The sequence below is a fragment of the Clostridium sp. YIM B02569 genome (assembly GCF_022320765.1).
In the GTDB taxonomy this organism is placed as follows: Bacteria; Bacillota; Clostridia; order Clostridiales; family Clostridiaceae; genus Clostridium; species Clostridium beijerinckii.
This window is the reverse complement of the sequence record NZ_JAKJJX010000033.1, coordinates 17,363-36,160: the sequence shown is the minus strand read 5'-3', so window position 1 is coordinate 36,160 and position 18,798 is coordinate 17,363. Positions and strand designations below refer to the sequence as shown.

The following is an 18,798-nucleotide window of genomic DNA, read 5'->3' as shown; positions in this document are numbered from 1 at the left end:
GAAAATTTAACAGTAAGATAGTTAGAAATGATATATATTTGAGAATATTTTAGAATAATACTTGTAAAAATACATTTTCTATTAGTTTAGATATTTATTTCAAATTTAATGCAATATATTAAATTTTATTTTATATAATTCACGATCAATAATTTAAACTACTAAAGTTATTAAAATAAGTTTAATATATAATAAATTATAATACTTATTATATATTAAACTCAATAATAAAACAAATTACTTTGATTTATTTTCTTCTAATGCTGCTTTAATAAATCCTATAAACAACTTATGTGGCTTGTTAGGTCTTGATTTTAACTCTGGGTGGAATTGTACTGCAACATACCATGGATGATCTTCAACTTCAACAATCTCAACTAATCTTTCATCAGGACTCGTTCCTGCAATTTTCATTCCAGCTTCAGTTATTTGTTTTCTGAATTCATTATTAAATTCATATCTATGTCTATGTCTTTCATTGATAATTTCATTTTTATATACTTCATAAGAGTTAGTATTTTCAGCTAATCTACAAGGATATAATCCTAATCTCATTGTACCACCAAGATTTTCTATATCCTTTTGATCTGGCATAAGATCTATTACTGGATAATTTGTACCTGGGTTTATTTCCGAACTATTCGCATCTTCATACCCTAATACACTTCTTGCATATTCAATTACGGCACATTGCATTCCCAAGCAAATTCCTAAGAAAGGTTTCTTATTTTCTCTCGCCCATTTTATAGCTGCTATTTTACCTTCTATTCCTCTATCACCAAATCCACCTGGCACTAATATTCCATCAACATCTTTAAGTAATTCTTGAGCATTACTGTTTTCAATATTTTCGGCATTAATCCACTTAATTTCAACATTAGTATTATTAGCATATCCACCATGACTTAATGCTTCAACTACTGATATGTATGCATCGTGTAACTCAACGTATTTACCTACTAATGCTATCTTCACGTTGTTTTTAAGGTTCTTAATCTTTTGTACCATTTGAATCCATTCGGAATTATCAATATCTTTACATCCTAAATGTAATTTTTCACATACAAGATTATCTAAACCTTCTGAATGTAGCATTAATGGAACTTCATATAAATTTTCCGCATCAAGATTTTGAATTACTGATCTTCCGTCTATATTACAGAACAATCCAATTTTAGCCTTAACATCATCTGATAATTCTTTCTCAGTTCTGCATACTATTATATCTGGTTGGATACCTATCATTCTTAATTCTTTTACTGAATGTTGAGTAGGCTTTGTCTTTAATTCTCCTGCTTTTCCCAAGTATGGTACCAAAGTAACATGTATGTAACAAACATTTTCAGCTCCAACTTCACTTTTTATTTGTCTAATAGATTCTAAAAATGGTTGTGATTCTATATCTCCAACAGTCCCACCAATTTCAGTTATTACCACATCAACATCTCTATCTTTTGCTACTTGGTATACTTTATCTTTTATAGCATTAGTTATATGAGGAATTACCTGAACCGTACCTCCAAGGTATTCTCCCCTTCTTTCTTTTTCTATAACAGAACTATATATCTTACCAGTTGTAACATTTGAATTTTGGGTTAAACTTTCATCTATAAATCTTTCATAATGGCCTAAATCTAAATCTGTCTCAGCTCCATCATCTGTAACAAAAACCTCTCCATGCTGATAAGGGCTCATTGTTCCCGGATCCACATTAAGATATGGATCAAATTTTTGAATAGAAATTTTTACCCCTCTATTCTTCAATAATCTCCCAAGAGACGCTGCTGTTATTCCTTTTCCTAGTGCTGATACAACTCCGCCTGTAACAAAAACGTATTTAGTACTCATTTTTATCCTCCCTATGTTAAAATGTTCTTCTAAATTAATATTGACTTTTTCAAAAAGTCATGCTATAATGAAAATCACCCCATAATATAATATGGGGCACTTGTGTTGCTTAATAACATAGGTATTATAATATCACATATCTACTCCAATATCTAGTCTTTTTTTTATAATAAATTGGTCATGCTATTCTTTCCTATATTATCTTCTAATTCAAAGTACTTCTCTCTAAAAAGTCTATTTATTAATAACTTTTCTTCTGCTAGTTTCAAATTGTTACTTATACTCTTAGAAGTTTTTAGATTAAAAACTTCCTTAACTCTCTCAGTATCTAAACAGTGATTATATTTTAATAATAATAATAATATATATTTATTATCTCTATTTTTTAGCAATTCTATAAAATTTTCTTCATCAATTCCGTAATATTTGCATATGTTATTCAATATCTCTATATATTTCAATCCATTTTGCATATATATTCCTCCCTTTGAAATTATATCCCATTTTTTTCTAATTTAATCAACTTATTCCTAAATCTCTTTATACAAAGGGAGTATTTAAATAAATATAGAACCTACTTAATTTAATTTCACACCGATAGTTAAGTTTGTCTTCAATGCAGACTGTCCACCTATTTCTAGTATGTACATTGCGGTTATTGTTCCGCCCTCTTTACTAATATCAATATTAAGTTTTTTAGTATCTATTTGAAGATCCATAACACCGTACGGCGTTTTATATAGAGATATTGTTCTATGATTATTTCTAAATTCCATTTTAGTTTCTGTAGTGCCTTCTCTTATTAAATCAAAAGAATCATTTCTTATTATTATAGTAGTCTTTGTCCCTTCCATCCCTGAAAGCTTTGTTTCCTCATACTCTACCTTAAATCCATCTTCTATTTCATGAAAATCTCCTGGAGTTACTACCCCTACAAGATCCTCTTCATTATCCAATACATAACTATCTACCGTTATAATAGCTTTTTTCTTCATATTCTCCTCCACTTATAATATATTATATTTGAATATTATTTTTGACTTTCAGAAATAAGCTTTAGCTTTATTAAATTCATTTGACAACTATATAAATTTCGTGAATAAAACTTCCAAATATCCTATTAATATTATTTAAATATATCTCGAAATATTTCCACTATTTTAAACTTTATCTTTATATTATTTCCATCTGCCTGCTTATCCCCTACATTTTCAGTTGAATCGTCTTTAGATTCTAATTCAAAACTTTTTCCATTTGACTTTATTTTATTCTCTGTTTTATCATATTCCACTTGTGCCTTTGATTCGTCTACAAAACATAATGGAGGAAACATTACACACCACCAGTTTCTACCTTGTCCACTTCCTATAATTATTCTAAAGGCCTCATAATTTCCTTGAGGTAAAGTGATATTACCATAAGACTTATCAGGAAAATTTTCCCTAGACAATTCAACTTTTACATCATAATCATAATTATTATCCTTAATTACTTGTTGTGCAAGTGTTTTAACATCTTCCATCTTATCTTTTATAATTTTTCTTGATTCATCCAATGATTGTGAAGAATTTAAATAAGGATATAGATAATCTATAACTCTATTCTTAACTTTTAATTTCAATTGTTGATCATCATCATTATCACTATTAGCGATTACATGAAATCTTATTAATGAATCTTTAACCTCGTCATAATTGAGAACCCTCATATTATTATCATTTTTATTACTTTCTGTTGCAATTAAACTATTTACCAAACTTGTACTATTACCTCTAACAATGCTTGTACATCCTGAAAATATATTTATACTTAATGTTATTAAAACTACCAATACTATTTTTTTTAATTTCAAATATTTTATCATGAACAAACCCCCTTGTAGCTAAAATTATTACCACTTGGAGGTTTTTTATACATTCAATTTGAATTAAATTGTTCTTGTTATAAATACATCTTTATATTTTTTTTTCATTTCATCATAACATAACTGTGCTTTTAGCATATCATCAAAAAGAGCAAAAACAGTTGGTCCACTACCACTCATCATTGTACCTATAGAGCCAATAGATTTCATTTCTTCCTTAATGTTAGCAATAACTCTATGCTTCCTTAAAGTAACATTTTCTAATAAATTTTTCATATTATTTGCTACAAAATAAACATCATCATTATTCATATTTTCTATTAAACTATCTATTTTAGGATGAAATACAACTTTTGATAAATCAAAGCATTTATAAACTTCTTTTGTTGATACACCAAAAGGTGGCTTTACTAAAACTATTATTTTATCTTTAAATGATTTTAATTGGGTAATTTTTTCTCCTATACCTTCGCACAGTGCCGTTCCACCTTTTATGCAATATGGTACATCAGCTCCTAGTTTTAGCCCTATAGATTTCAATTCTTCATCACTTGCATTTACATTAAACATCTTATTCATAAGCTTTAAAACTCCTGCTGCATCGGTACTTCCGCCTGCCAATCCAGCTGAAACAGGTATATTCTTAGTTAACTTTATATCTACTCCCTGACTAATAGAATAAGTTTCCTTAAATATTTTCGCTGCTTTATAAGCTAAATTTCTTTCATCTGTAGGAACATAATGTTTATTACAATTTAACCTTATCTCAGATTCAGTTTTCTCTATTTCTATTATGTCATATAAATCTATAGTTTGCATTATCATTCTTAATATATGATATCCGTCTTCTCTTTTCCCAACAATATCTAAGGCAATATTTATTTTGGCATAAGCCTTAATCTTCATTATCTTATTCCTTTCTTAACATTTTGACAATATTTTATCATAGGTAAAAAATCTTGTCTAATTAATAAATTAAAAAAGGATTAATAATGTCTATTAAACATTCTACTATGAGATCAATTTTAGATAACTTTAAATCTTTTATCAAGAGTTATAATGTATTACTGTACTGTTTATATTCTTCATCGAACGTATCTAGTTGTTTGTTTGGTTCCTCATTTATAAACTCTAAAAGAGAATCTAACTTTTCATAGAATACTACAATCATATCGCCCTTATTACTCATATCTATTGCATATTTTAACGCTTGAACTTCATCTAGACAAATCTTCAAATTTGCATTTTTATTAATTTTCAATATTGACTTTTCTAATATATCTGCAATCTCTCCAGATTTTCTACCCCTTTTATCCTTATCTTCTTTTATTACTATTTTATCAAAATTATTAGCACATATTTCTCCTATTGCGTATCCTATATCGTCTTTTCTATCTCCTGGTATTCCAATTACCCCAATTAAATCATTATCTCCCTTAATCTTTCTCAATGAAGATATAATCGCTCTATAACCTTCAATATTATGAGCATAATCTAATATAACTCTTCTGTTAAGGTAATTGTACATGTTAAATCTTCCGCTATTATCTTCATTCTTTAACCCAAAGTCCATAAAACCTTTTGAAATCATACAATAATCAACTTCTAAGCCTATAAGCCCTGCACAAGCTGCCATTGCATTTTCTATATTATATTCTAATGTTCCATTATATGATATTGGTAACTCTCTAGTAGCTACAATTTCATACTTCTTCTTATTATTAATTACGCAAATTTTATCATTTTCAACAAATACAGCTATTTTGCCATTATCTATATTTTCTTGTATCAACGGATTTTCTTTATCTTTTGCAAAATAAATTTTTTCTGCTGTGAATCTATTTATTACAGTTTTGCTATATTTATCATCAGCATTTACAACAACAAAACCATCATCTTTTACTGCTTCTCCTACTAAAGCTTTTGTAAAGCTCAACTCTTCAATAGAATTAATTCCATCCAAGCCCAGATGATCATTGGTTATATTTGTGATTATTGCTACATCTGCCAACTCATATGCTAGCCCTCTTTTAACCAATCCTCCTCTAGCAGTTTCTAAAACAGCTACATCTACATCTTTATTCATCAGTATTGATCTTGCGCTATTAAATCCAGAATCATCTCCCTTATGTATACACTTTTCATTCAAATATACACCATCAGTCGATGTCATGCCTACATTGCTTCCCATCTTTCTTAGCACATGACTTATTAACCTTGTAGTAGTTGTCTTTCCATTAGTGCCTGTAATAGATATTACAGGTATATTTTTAGGCTCTTCATCATAAAGTGTTTCAAGTATTGCTTTTCCCACATTACGCCTTTTACCTTTTGAAGGGAAATGGTGCATTCTTATACCTGGTGCGGCATTTATCTCTAAAACTACTCCATTATTATCCTTAAGCGGAACACTAATATCTTTTGCACAAATATCAACTCCACAAATATCTAACCCTAAAGTTTTAGCTGCATTTATGCAACTTTCTATATTTTCCTCACAGATTTCATCAGTGCAATCTATTGCTATTCCACCAGTAGAAAGATTTGCATTCTCTCTTAATAATATTTTTTCACCCTCTTCAGGGATATAGTTCAGTTCCAATCCTCTTTTAGAAAGGCATGATATTAACTCAGCATCAATTTTTATTTTGGTTAATGCTTTTTCATGATCCTCTCCTCTTAATGGATCCTTATTAAGAACCTCTATTAACATCCTTAAACTATCTTTCCCATTTCCAATAACATATGGAGCAATTCTCAATGATACAGCTACCACCTTGTAATTTACAACACAAACTCTGTAGTCGCTTCCTTCAAAGTATTTTTCCAAAATTATATCCTTTTGATTTTTTCTTAAGTTAATATATGCATCAACCAATTGTTTTTGATCTTTTATATTCAGTATTACTCCTTGACCCTTGTTTCCGCATTGTGGCTTTAAAACCACTGGATATCCAATTCGTTCTGCTTCTTGTAATAATCCAATTAAATTAAGCACTTTACTTCCGTCTGCTACAGGAATATTTTGAGTTTGAAGCAACTGTTTTGTTAAGAGTTTATCGCAAGATATATCAACTCCTACACAACTAGTCTTGTTTCCTATAGAAGCTTCTATAATTCTACCAGCTTTTCCATATCCTATTTGATATATGGTGCTGTCCCCTAGTTGCATAACAGGAAGTTTATATTCCCTTGCCGCATCACATATTGCTTTTGTAGTCGCACCCATTTGCTCATTTTGCAATATATTTTGTATAATTTTCATTCTTCCATCGAAATTTATTGGATTTTGCGCTATCAAAGAATTCATTAAATCTATGGCTAAATTAGCCACCTCAAGTATTGTATTTTTATATTCATATTGTACGATAATATAATACATATCGCCTTTAATTTCTCTTGCCTTTCCATAAGCAACATCTATTCCTAAATTATTTTGTATCGCTATCATAGTGTGTTCACAAATATGCGCTAGGTAAGTTCCTTCTTTTAGTCTTTTAACAAAACCACCTTCTTCATCAATTCCGCATCTATGATTTTTTAATTCAGGAATGATATTTACAAGATTAAAATTAAAATTCGGTATGTCCTTACTTGGTATTTCAGAATATCCTTCCAAATCCATATCTATTCTTATACACTTTTTATGAGAATAAATATTTTGGCCTTCATATATTCTCTTTTGTATTATCTTCATGATTAAACTTTTCCTCCTCAAAAGGTGACTTTTTTATAAGATCAAATTTATTTCCATCAGTTAATACATGCAACTTAACATTATGCATACTCAAAATATCATCTGCATATAATTCTGAAACATTAGTATATGTAATTGCACTACCATCAATAAAGTAAACTGCTCCTTCACCTATTACCTCTATCATTCCAGATTGGTTTACTACTATTCCTGTATTCTCATCTATTCCTATTCCTAAAACCTCAGGGTTTTGTGCAATTCCTGTTAATAATCTCCCTATTCTTCCTCTTTGAGCAAAATGTTGGTCAATTATAACATCCTTAATCAACCCAAGACCTGGAGACATTTTTAATGTGCATTTTCTAGGATCATCATCATCTTCCCCTTGAACTATCATTGTGTCACTCATTACGGATGCTCCTGCTGAAGTACCTACTATAAATGCACCATTCTTCCAAGCTTCTTCTAATGCATCATAAACCGGAGTTCCGCCAATTAAACTTGTTATTTTCAATTGATCTCCACCGGTAAAAAATATTAATGAAGAATCTCTGATTAGCTCTACATTCATATCATCAGATGCTTCTGTTCTCTCACTTATATCTAATACCTTTATATTTTTTACTTCAAGTTCTCCAAATACCTCTTTATATTTATTTGCGGCCTCTTTAGGATAATCAGTTGCAATAGTTGCAATTAATAAAGTATCTTTACTTTTGTCAATTGAATCACATACTCTTTTTAAAATTTCTTTTTTGCCTTCTTTATCTTCGGCTCCTCCAATGATTATTAAATTACCACTTAAAACTTTTTTCAAATTTTCTCACCTCATATCATGCATTACATATTCTATCCACCAGATTAAATAATTATTCAAGAAATTTGGCTGCTGCAAATGCCAAACCACGTTTCCTATAAGAATAATTTCTCTAGTTTTTACTTCCTTAAGTTCGAAGTAATTAGCAACTATAAAACAAAACTTAGTTTGTGTATTTTTCATTTTATTATGTAAATATTTTTTCTTCATATCCAAAAACTTTTTCTAAGCTCTTGCTATTTTTAAAGCTTAATAATATTGCTTCATAAAAAAAGAGATACTCCAGAATTCATCTAATGAAATTCTTAAAGTATCTCTTTTTTTATGAATTTAATTAATTTTAGAATATTGCCCTTCCTGGTATTATCAATTTTTGTCCTTCTTCAATATGTTCTGGATCTTCAATCTTATTTATTTTAATTAAATCGTCAACTGTTGTATTATATTTTTTTGCTAAGTTCCAGAAAGTATCCCCTTTACCAATTACATATATAGTAATACTAGCTTTCTTTTCTGGAATATCGCCCTCTTCTTCAACCACATCTGAAACAAATTCTTTATTCATTTCATACAATACTCTGCCAGATAGTATCACAGTAGCTTTAATCGCTATATTATTTCCTTCTATAGCCGCTTCAATGTTTTCTAAATTACTTTTAATTATAGATTTCATATTTTCATCTGCGCCTGCTATATCAATTGCAGCTGAGAATGGTATCTCTGCTTTAACACTTGATAGGTATTTCTCCTCATCAGTTGTCTTATACAATATACTTGCTTTTATAATTCCCTCTACAATAACTCTGTCTTTTACAACTTGTTTATCTGTTAATATTATAGCCCCATTAGCAGATATTATATGTTCAGGTCTCAAATCATTATCTTTCAATTGAATATTATACTTAACAATTGCTTCAGAATTATTCATTCCATGAAGAATTCCAACTTCATGTTCATCTTTTTTGAGACTAAGCAAACAATTGGTAGAATATGCATCTTTAATAGTATCTATGTTTTCTTTTGAAAATATCTTAACATTTGCTCTAACTACAAGCTCATCGTTTATAATTCTTATTTCGCCTAAATCATCTTCTTCCAACATTAAATCATTATTTGATATTTCATAGGAAACAGTTGGAATCATATCTGATGTTATACCATTAATTTCTTCCTCTTTTGATAAATAAATATCATCTTCTAATGGAATTATTTCCTTAGAATCTTCTCCTTTGTATAGTATATTTAATTTGCAGTAACAGCCAAGATAAACTTTATCTTCTGTTATTTTTATTTCCTTTTTATGAAGTAGTAAGGAACACTTTAATATTTTGCTGATTTGTGGTTTATCCATACCAACTCTAATCATAGATTTACCTACTAATTCAACATCCTCTGTTGCATTGATTTTATTAATTGTCTCTGTTTTTTTCAATACTTCTACTTGATCATTGCCCTCAATATCTTTTACAAATTCAAATTCATTGCTCTTGTAAAGTTCCCAATCTACAGTAACTATACCCTGAATAGATATTTTCCTCTCATTCATTATGTTTGCTTCAATATGTTCAATATTACACTCTGCCTCGCAAATTACTCTATTTTCCCCTTGATTCAAGTCAATATTATTTGTAAAGTTCTGATTATAATTCACCGAATTTACTGCGAGTCCCTCTTCTTTAGCTAAATATATTACTGTGTACTCAACCTTTCCTTCTATAACTACTTTATCTCCAATTATTTCTTTATTAGTTACCATTGGTCTAGCTTCAACAGTTAATATCTCTTGTACATCAGGATGGGTATCAGGGATTAAGTATTCATCTTTTAATACCGAATTCGTATTATTTTCCCTAAGCAATTGTTCAAACTGTACATTTTCTTTTACAATATCTATATCTGCCATATTTTATACCTCCATAAAATTCCTACTATTCATTTATATACATATGAGTAGAAATTTATGATAAATATATTTTTATTTTATTCTAACAAATTAAGTAAACCTTTTATTTAATTTACTTAACAATATTTTTTTAAATTTTTTTGCGTTTTTTATTGACATATACTATTTTTTGTCGTAATATAGTAATTGGTTATTGACCATATAACCTCTCATAAATTCTCAATACCCTTTTATACCATAGTTGAAAGATGGAAACCCACCATCTTTCTTTTTTTATAAAATTATTTAGTTAATCTAAATCCTATTATCATTTTAATCATAAAATTATATTCTATTTATGGCTTTCTACGTATAAAAACACTTCTCACAATTTCTAATTCATTAATTATTTTAAATAAATATGAATATTAAAAACTCACTTAAAAATAAAACAAAAAGAAAAAACTCCGAATTAATCGAAGCTTATATTCTAGTTGGAAATACCAATTGTACAGTCTTTGTTAATACATCTGAATAACTATAAGTCACGGTCCTTTGGGTGTCATTTTTTAATCTTATAACAAAAATACTTGGGTATACACTTTCAATTATACCATCATTAACTAAAATCTTTTTCCTTCCACCATTAGCTTTTAGAGTCACTTTCTGACCGACGTGTCTCTCTATATCGTTTTTAATGGAAGCAATAGTTTTAACTTTTTCCATGTAAACACCCTCTTTCATACTAATTATATAACAAAATCATAAATTAGTCAAGTAAAATAAATATTTTATCATTTATAGCACCATATTGTCAATGTAAACATTTTTCCAATTATATATGTTTTCAAGCTATTTTATTATATTATCTGCTTTTTCTTAATTATTATTCCCCTTATCATTAAATTTAATTCTATAACATTTCATAATCTATAAATAACCTTAATTTTATTTTTAAATTGATTCCATGTTCATACTTAGATAAGTATATAATTTAAAATCAGATATTATATTAAAAATCTTTCTTAGCTCAATGTTATATCTATAAACTATTCCCCCTTCAATTATTCTATACTCTTATCCTATTAACATAATTTCGAGTATTTCCAATGTTATATATTGACCAATACTACTTACAGTAATATTGGTCAATATTTTATTCCTTACTATATTTTTTAAGAAAATCTTAGTAGACATTTTATATAAAGCTGGAATTCCCTCCCCGTTCAGAATTTATTCTCAACAATACCAAATGACATTTTTTAATCATATAAAAATATTTTTTACTATAAAATACTCCTTTAATCACACGTACATTAAAGGAGTATTTATATTTATTCTCTATTTTTCATTAATTAATTTTTCAATTTGATCAGCAATTTTCTCTGGTTCATATGTTGGTGCAAATCTAGCTATTACTTTTCCCTCTTTTGATACAAGGAATTTTGTAAAATTCCACTTAATATCATCTCCACTTGTATTAAAGCCTTTTTCTGATAAAAGATTATACAATCCCTTTGATGCATCATCTTCGCTTGCAATAGGAGCCTCTTTCTTTAAAAAAACATATAATGGATCACTATTCTCTCCATTTACATCAATCTTTGCAAATGTTTTAAAAGTTGTTCCGTATGTTAATTTACAAAAATTTGATATCTCTTCATTAGTCCCCGGCGCTTGCTCAAAGAATTGATTTGATGGAAAATCTAATATTTCAAATCCACTGTCTTTATATTTATCATAAAGCTTTTGAAGCCCTTCGTATTGTGGAGTAAACCCACATCCTGTAGCTGTATTAACAATTAGTAATACCTTTCCCCTATATGTCTCCATAGAAACCGAATTTCCATTTATATCTTTTACTAAATAATCATATATCATTTTGCTTCTCTCCTTATCATCTTTAATATGAACTTAAGTGAATAAACTTATGTTTTCATAAATTATATTTTATAAAATTAAATTTGTTAAAACTATTATATATTCTATTATTATTTTTGTCAAATAGAAATATTATATTTATTAATTATAGTTAAAAACTTCAATACTCTTACTAATTGTTTAGATGCATTGAAGTTTTTAATAATTTATTTTATGCAATTCCTATCTAAATTATTTATTAAATATAAGGAGATTTAGGATATCCTTCTCTATACTTTCCCCTAGTCTGCAATCCTCCAACTCCCTTTATTCCTGTTATCGTATTTTCAATAACATCAGTTATTGAGACTACCTTATCAATTCTTGTATAAGCAATCTTCTCACATACAAAAACAGGGTCCAGGCAGTGTATTAATACTCGATTTGGACTCGAGGCAAAATTAGCACCTACGTCTAATATTCTTTCATAGCAACTTTGACAAGCCCCTGCAAATATTACTAATTCATCATAACTTGAATTATAATTTCTTAAGTTTTTGACTGATTCTAAATAATATCTTGAATTTCTATAATTATCTAAATTCAAATAATCCCTTGGTTCTCGTAAAACACTATCGTGTCCAGTTAAAACTACTATGTCCGGTTTTATTTCTTTCACTAAGTCTACTATTACCTCTGGTTGATCTTTTTCCGCTATAGCTCTCCCCACTGCATCTAAAGATAATTGCTTATATACCTTTAAACAAGTCTCCATGTACTCACTATCCCCATCTACATGGAGAATCTTTCCTGGCCTTCCAAACATCAATTCATTCTTCGTCTTTATCTTAGGAGATTTTTCAACTTTATCCCTAAGATCACCTCGTAGTATCATAGCTTTCTTTATGGCCTCATTAACTCTTGTATTTAATATTTTATCTTGAGATCCAGTGTCCTCTTCTGCCATTTCAAGATCATCCAAACTTGCATCTGCTATTATTCTTATATTAATTCCTTTTAGAATTATATTATACTTTCCGCCACTATCTTTAATATCAATTATTTTAAAAGTAATATCTTTATTATAAGATTTTCTAACAACTATATCTCCTATTTCCATTACTTTCTCCTAATACATTCTTTCACATTATAATATGGTAAAGATTATTAAAGGTTTCTAAATTAATATAAGAATGATTTTATTCTATCTAGGCAAGAACAAAATAAATGAACTATCGAAATAATTCTTTAATTATTTCGGTAGTTCATATTATTATGTTTATTATATCTTATATTCATTCTTGAATTTTTCTAAAAATTCTAGGTATTTCTCTTGCTCATGTATTATTGATTCTAACTTACCTGCAAATGTATTTTGCCCCCAATTAACTTCATTATAATAATATCTATTTGCAAGCCTCCAATATCTTTGTGGGAATTGAAGATATGCATATAATACCTTATATTCCTCTGGTTTTAATTTTGATACTGAATCATAGGATTCTATAATAGCTGTCGCAAATTCTAAATTCCACTCAACTCTCTTTAGCACCTTTATCATAAAATTGCTTATATCAAAAGTTCTAACTTCTCTTTTACAGTAATCAAAATCTATAACATGTACATCCATACTATCGCTTAAAATTATATTATGATAAGTAAAATCATGATGGCAAAAACTTTTTTCATTCTCAGCAATTGCACATAACTCATAGTAATCTGACTCATTTAAAGTTACTAATGATTTCTTTCCGATCTCTTTATAAAACTCCATAGATTTTAAATAAAGCATGTCAAAATCACTTTTTATACTTTTTTTCCTTACCATATCTCTCATTTTATCTAAAGATTTAATTCTTTTTTCTATTAAATGAGGCCATCTGCCAAGATCACTTTTGAGCTTAGAATTCTCAGGTGGATCATATCCCTTAGATGCTTCATGGAGATTAGCTAAAGTCTTTGCTGCTATTTTTACTTCATCTATGTTATGGAAGTCACATTCCCTTCCTTCTAACCATTCAGACAAAGTATATAAGTCTTCATTAACCAATGCATAAGGCTCTCCATTTATGTTTAAATAGTATTTATCTAAATTATTAAAACCATTTTTTCTTAAGTGCTCTTTAGCACCATACACGAACAACAACTTTTGGGGTCCATAATTTATTTTTTTCAAACATCTCTCGCCTTTATCTGTTTTAAGATAGTATACGCCTTTATTTGCCTTAATTTTTTCTATCTTTATATTGAATTGTCTTTCAATTTCAAATTCCCTCATCATACTTCTCACCTCCTGTATATTTATATGAGGATATCATTTCTTTTATTAACATTTTTTATATTCTTTTAATATAATACATTAAGACAAATGCTATGAAAGGGTTTAATAATGAAAATAGGAATAGATGGTAGAGCTGCAAAGTGGTATCGAGGCACGGGTATAGGTACCTATACTTATCAGTTAATATCTAGCCTCAACAATGTTGATAGTAACAATAACTATTTAATTTTCACACCACAATGTGACTTTATAAGCGATTTAAAGAATAATTTTAAAACAGAACTTATTGAATCAATACCTTCTAATAGTTTTTGGGATGATATAAATGTTCCCAATATATTAAATAATGCAGACATAGAGCTTTACCATGTCCCACAAAACGGGGTTGGTCTATCAGAAAATGTTGAATGCAAAAAAGTTATTACTCTACATGATATAATTCCTTTAAGAATGCCTGAAACTGTTAGTGATAGATATTTAAAAATATTTAATAATGAACTGCCTAAAATTTTAGATAATTGTGATGGAATAATTACTGTATCTAATTACTCTAAGGATGATATTGCTAAGGAATTTAACTTTCCTGCTGAAAAGATTTATGTTACCCCATTAGCTGCTGAAGATATTTACAGACCTATGAGTAAATGTAGATCTAAAGACTTTATTACTGAGAAATATGGGATAAAGGAAGACTTCGTACTTTACGTTGGAGGATTTAGTCCAAGAAAGAATATTATAGGACTAATAGAAGCTTATTCTAAACTCCCAAATAAATTAAAAGAAAGTTTCAAACTAGTTATAATTGGTCGTAAGGGTCCTTCTTATACTAAATACAAAAATAGAGCTGATGATCTAAATATATCTAATAACGTTATTTTTACTGATTTTATTCCCATTGAGGATATGCCATTATTCTACAATGCTGCTGAGGTCCTTGTATACCCTTCTTTTTATGAAGGATTTGGACTTCCTCCTATAGAGGCTATGGCATGTGGTACTCCTGTAATAGCTTCTAATGTTACGTCATTACCTGAAGTATGTCATGAATCAGCGCTTTTTATAGATCCTAATGATATTGATTCACTATCTTATGACATAGAAAGAGTTTTAAGTAATAGCCTATTAAGGTTAACAATGGTCAAAAAAAGCCTAACACGAAGTAAAAACTTTTCTTGGAATAAAACAGCCCTAGATACAATATCCGCCTATGAAGCTATAATAAATTCATAGAATAATACACTAACTATATAAAATAAAATTTATATTTTTTATATAACTAGTAAAATTCCTTCATAGTTTTTGTAATTAGCTACCTTATAAGTAATTTATATTACAACAGTTTCAATTAAACATTAAATATCTGTATAAAGGCAAGAAAATCATAAGAGATTTTCTTGCCTTTATAAATTCTCAATATTTCTTAACTAATAAAAAACCAATATTCCATTTGCAAAACAAAATATTGGCTTAATCATTATTATAAATAGGTGAATTATAAGTTAGATTTATATTATTCTTTACATTCAAATAAATTAATCTTATATTTAGATTACTTCTTTACTTCAGAACCTATGAAAAATTTATTTTCTAAAACCTTTAAAAATTCATATCTAAAATCCTCATTGCTAAACTTTCCTTCAAATCTGCTTAAATATACTTCATATTCCCAATTCTTTCTCTTATGATAATAATCTCTTGATATTGTATAAAAATCTTTAGGGAACTTTATAAGTATATACAAGAGTTCTTTTTCTTCTTTTTTTAAAATGGACACATTCTCATATCCATTAATACAAGTTGACATCTTATCCACATCGAATGCGGCATTCTTTATACACTTTAAAATAAAATTCCATATATCCATTACTCTTAAATCTATAGTCATAAAATCAAAATCTATTATATTTATTTCATTATTTTTGGTTAAGAAATTATGATAAGCTAAATCATTATGACACAAACGAATAGTATCTCCATCCTGTCTTAGGTTATCATATGAGCTTTTTTCAAGGTCATTTTGAACCTCTTTAATTTCATTTAAATACTTATCTACATTGTTTACAAATAATTTATCAAATTCATTTTTATATTTGTACGTATCTACTAAGCTCTTCATCCAAATTAAATCATCATATGCTTCTTTAATTTTATCTTTCAAAGATATATCTAAAAAATCTTTTTTGTATTTATCCTTCAAATATTCTCTTAATCCTTTTGAAGCTTTATGCATTAAAGCTATATTTTCTGCACAAAGATCAATTTCTACTGGATTAGAAAATGATGCTTCTCTTCCATTCAATATATCCATAACAATATAAATTTGTCCATTCCACTCTTTATAACATAAATCATCTTTGAACCTTTTATATGTTATTACATGTTCATAACTCTTTTTTACATAGTCTAAAGAATCACTTATTAAATTAACTCTATCTACATCATAATTTACTCTTTTCAATATTTTATTTCCTTCATCTGTATATACCAAAAATACTTTTCTAAGTGGAACAATGTCGTTTACTTTTATTCCTAGTTCTTCGAAGAACTTTAGGCTCAAATCATAATCGCATAAATAATTTTTTTCTGAATACTTAGTTCTATTCATATTCTTCCTCCTAACAACTAAGCTTTAGGTATAAACAATAACTACCTTTGGTTACCTATATGATAAAATTTTTACTTTCATACTTTAAACTTTTCTTCAATCCATTTAATAATTGTTCGTCATTCCTTGCTTTCCTACTACCCTTACATTCCTCATTTTGTATATTATAAATTTCTCTTGTATTATCCTTTCTACTATCTCTATACCTCTCCCAAAACTTTAAAAAATCCTTTGGATAACTGCAAAGCCCTCTTAAATAATCAAAGCTGTTAAATGATAGGTGTGATCCATGTACAAATAACTTTATTAGTTCTTCCTCATCTATATTAATTTCCTTTCTTTGTAGTTTCTTAATATAATTATATAAGTCTTCTTCTACCAAGTTATATGTCATACCTTTTATTGTACACACTTCTATTTTTTCATTATTTTTTCTTAAATTACTTTTATCAACTTTACCAAGGCAGATTTCTTCTCTATTCATACTACGTCTTATAACTCCAAAGTAGTCATGTTCATAAATATAATTTATAGCCTTATTAGCTTTTTCCAACATTATTTTTCCGTTTGATAATATGATATTCTCTATCTCATTTGTACATGTTTTACTAGATACATATGAATAATTCTTTTGTAGTTTTCTTATCTGCACTTTATAAGACTCCACTTCTCTGCCTATTGTGCTTTTAATTTTGCTTAGCCCTGTTAGATTACCGCCTAATAGCAATTTATGAAATTCTATAATTAAATCAACTTGAGAAACTATATCATTTCTTTGCATATTTTTATCATAACTAAAACCTTGTCCCATAATAGCTATTCCTTTTTTATTTAAATACTGATTAATCAATAATTCATCCATATTAATTTCCCCCACTAAAATAACTATCAATAAACTTTTCTCTAAATTCACAATCATTTAAGTACTTCTCTAACTTATTGATGAAAAATTCTTCTCCCCATGGTTGCTGTTCCCAATAAACCTGCAACCCTATTTGCCAGAAAGCCTGAGGAAATCTTATAAATTCTCTAATTATAGGTAGCTCTTCTTTTCTTATTTCTATTCTCTCACTATAGGCATTTAAAATTAGATTACATTTGTCGCTTTCCCATTTTCCATCTTTCATTGATCTTATTAATAAAGAAGATACGTCGTGGAGATGTGAATCTAATATGCAGTAATCAAAATCTATAATATTAATATTTTTCTTATTATCTATTAATATATTATGATGAGCATAGTCATGGTGGCAAAATCCCCTTGAAAGAACTTCCTTTTCCATAACCTTTACATAATTATTTTTTTGAAGACCTACTATACTCTTTTCTGCTCTATTTAATTCTTTTTCCATATTGTCCAAATACAATAAATCAAAATTTGATTTATATGCTTTTTGACTTATTCTATTTTTAAAATCCAGTATTTCTCTTCTCCTTGTTTCAAAAACATCTATCCATGAAAACCATCCAATCCTTGGTTTCATCTCTTTCTTCAATGTAAATCCTTTGCTGCATTCATGTAATTTTGCAAGCTCATTTGATACCATTGATAATTCTATTGGATTATCATAATTACTTACTCTCGATGGAATCCATTTTGTTAAGTACGCATACTTTCCGTTTATGTTCCCATATTCTTTTTTTTCTCTATTCATAATAAATTCAGGAATATCCCCAAATCCATTTCTTTGTAAATGTTTCATTGCAGATAAGATAAAATAAAAATGAGAGAATTCATATTTAACTACTTTCAAACAATATCTCTCATCCTTTGTAATAACTTTATAACTATTTTTAACTTTTTCAATATCTTCTACATCTAAATTATAATTTTCTTCAATATAGCCTTTAATTTTAAGTATCTCCTTATTATTCTCCATAAACTTTTCCTACCAGCTATTATTTATTTTTATTATATGTGCTCAAATAATTTATTGTGATTTA

Annotated in this window: 17 protein-coding genes; 1 reads left to right on the top strand and 16 read right to left on the bottom strand. The window is 28.0% G+C overall.

The features are described 5' to 3' along the window. Window positions 1–237: 237 nt before the first annotated feature. The 13 genes from L3B96_RS23585 to L3B96_RS23525 form a co-directional block, all read right to left on the bottom strand. Complete coding sequence (locus L3B96_RS23585; RefSeq protein ID WP_238948721.1) at window positions 238–1,848, bottom strand: CTP synthase; 1,611 nt, start codon at window positions 1,846–1,848, stop codon at window positions 238–240. A gap of 164 nt (window positions 1,849–2,012) precedes the next feature. Next, window positions 2,013–2,321 carry a hypothetical protein gene (locus L3B96_RS23580; protein ID WP_023974841.1) on the bottom strand — a complete coding sequence of 103 codons (309 nt, stop codon included), beginning with the start codon at window positions 2,319–2,321 and terminating at the stop codon, window positions 2,013–2,015. Window positions 2,322–2,426: 105 nt separating this feature from the next. Continuing rightward, entirely contained in the window at window positions 2,427–2,843 is a 417-nt protein-coding gene (locus tag L3B96_RS23575; RefSeq protein WP_238948720.1) for a DUF1934 domain-containing protein, read from the bottom strand. A 131-nt stretch (window positions 2,844–2,974) separates the two neighbouring features. After that, the gene (gene spoIIR, locus L3B96_RS23570; protein WP_011967744.1) at window positions 2,975–3,712 is read right to left on the bottom strand and encodes a stage II sporulation protein R; all 738 of its coding nucleotides are present in this window, start codon (window positions 3,710–3,712) and stop codon (window positions 2,975–2,977) included. A 63-nt stretch (window positions 3,713–3,775) separates the two neighbouring features. Next, the gene (gene ispE / locus L3B96_RS23565) at window positions 3,776–4,618 is read right to left on the bottom strand and encodes a 4-(cytidine 5'-diphospho)-2-C-methyl-D-erythritol kinase (RefSeq protein WP_023974839.1); all 843 of its coding nucleotides are present in this window, start codon (window positions 4,616–4,618) and stop codon (window positions 3,776–3,778) included. Between the two features lie 148 nt (window positions 4,619–4,766). Further along, window positions 4,767–7,409: a cyanophycin synthetase gene (gene cphA, locus L3B96_RS23560; protein ID WP_238948719.1), complete on the bottom strand. Its 2,643-nt coding sequence runs from the start codon at window positions 7,407–7,409 to the stop codon at window positions 4,767–4,769. After that, window positions 7,381–8,226, bottom strand: coding sequence for a cyanophycinase (locus tag L3B96_RS23555; protein ID WP_011967741.1), 846 nt, complete (start codon window positions 8,224–8,226; stop codon window positions 7,381–7,383). The genes cphA and L3B96_RS23555 overlap by 29 nt, the downstream gene beginning before the upstream one ends. Window positions 8,227–8,232: 6 nt before the next feature. Next, complete coding sequence (locus L3B96_RS23550) at window positions 8,233–8,436, bottom strand: hypothetical protein (protein ID WP_017209901.1); 204 nt, start codon at window positions 8,434–8,436, stop codon at window positions 8,233–8,235. A 130-nt stretch (window positions 8,437–8,566) separates the two neighbouring features. Continuing rightward, window positions 8,567–10,129 carry an SPOCS domain-containing protein gene (locus L3B96_RS23545; protein ID WP_011967740.1) on the bottom strand — a complete coding sequence of 521 codons (1,563 nt, stop codon included), beginning with the start codon at window positions 10,127–10,129 and terminating at the stop codon, window positions 8,567–8,569. Between the two features lie 462 nt (window positions 10,130–10,591). Then, a complete protein-coding gene (locus L3B96_RS23540; protein WP_011967739.1) occupies window positions 10,592–10,834 on the bottom strand; it encodes a Veg family protein in 243 nt (80 codons plus the stop codon). Window positions 10,835–11,449: 615 nt separating this feature from the next. Continuing rightward, the gene (locus L3B96_RS23535; protein ID WP_238948718.1) at window positions 11,450–11,989 is read right to left on the bottom strand and encodes a glutathione peroxidase; all 540 of its coding nucleotides are present in this window, start codon (window positions 11,987–11,989) and stop codon (window positions 11,450–11,452) included. A 238-nt stretch (window positions 11,990–12,227) separates the two neighbouring features. Continuing rightward, window positions 12,228–13,088: a sporulation peptidase YabG gene (gene yabG, locus L3B96_RS23530; RefSeq protein ID WP_011967737.1), complete on the bottom strand. Its 861-nt coding sequence runs from the start codon at window positions 13,086–13,088 to the stop codon at window positions 12,228–12,230. Window positions 13,089–13,250: 162 nt separating this feature from the next. Further along, complete coding sequence (locus L3B96_RS23525; protein WP_011967736.1) at window positions 13,251–14,249, bottom strand: CotS family spore coat protein; 999 nt, start codon at window positions 14,247–14,249, stop codon at window positions 13,251–13,253. A 108-nt stretch (window positions 14,250–14,357) separates the two neighbouring features. Here L3B96_RS23525 and L3B96_RS23520 point away from each other — a divergent pair, with 108 nt between their 5' ends. Beyond that, entirely contained in the window at window positions 14,358–15,479 is a 1,122-nt protein-coding gene (locus L3B96_RS23520) for a glycosyltransferase family 1 protein (RefSeq protein WP_238948717.1), read from the top strand. A 319-nt stretch (window positions 15,480–15,798) separates the two neighbouring features. Here the strand turns inward: L3B96_RS23520 and L3B96_RS23515 are convergent, their stop codons facing one another. Genes L3B96_RS23515 through L3B96_RS23505 form a run of 3 tightly spaced genes read right to left on the bottom strand, consistent with a single transcriptional unit; the run spans window position 15,799 to window position 18,734 of the window. After that, window positions 15,799–16,854: a CotS family spore coat protein gene (locus L3B96_RS23515; protein WP_023974836.1), complete on the bottom strand. Its 1,056-nt coding sequence runs from the start codon at window positions 16,852–16,854 to the stop codon at window positions 15,799–15,801. A gap of 55 nt (window positions 16,855–16,909) precedes the next feature. After that, window positions 16,910–17,716: a spore coat protein gene (locus L3B96_RS23510; RefSeq protein ID WP_011967733.1), complete on the bottom strand. Its 807-nt coding sequence runs from the start codon at window positions 17,714–17,716 to the stop codon at window positions 16,910–16,912. Window position 17,717: 1 nt separating this feature from the next. Next, on the bottom strand, window positions 17,718–18,734 hold the full coding sequence (locus L3B96_RS23505; RefSeq protein WP_017210071.1) for a CotS family spore coat protein: 1,017 nt from the start codon (window positions 18,732–18,734) through the stop codon (window positions 17,718–17,720). Between the last annotated feature and the right edge of the window lie 64 nt (window positions 18,735–18,798).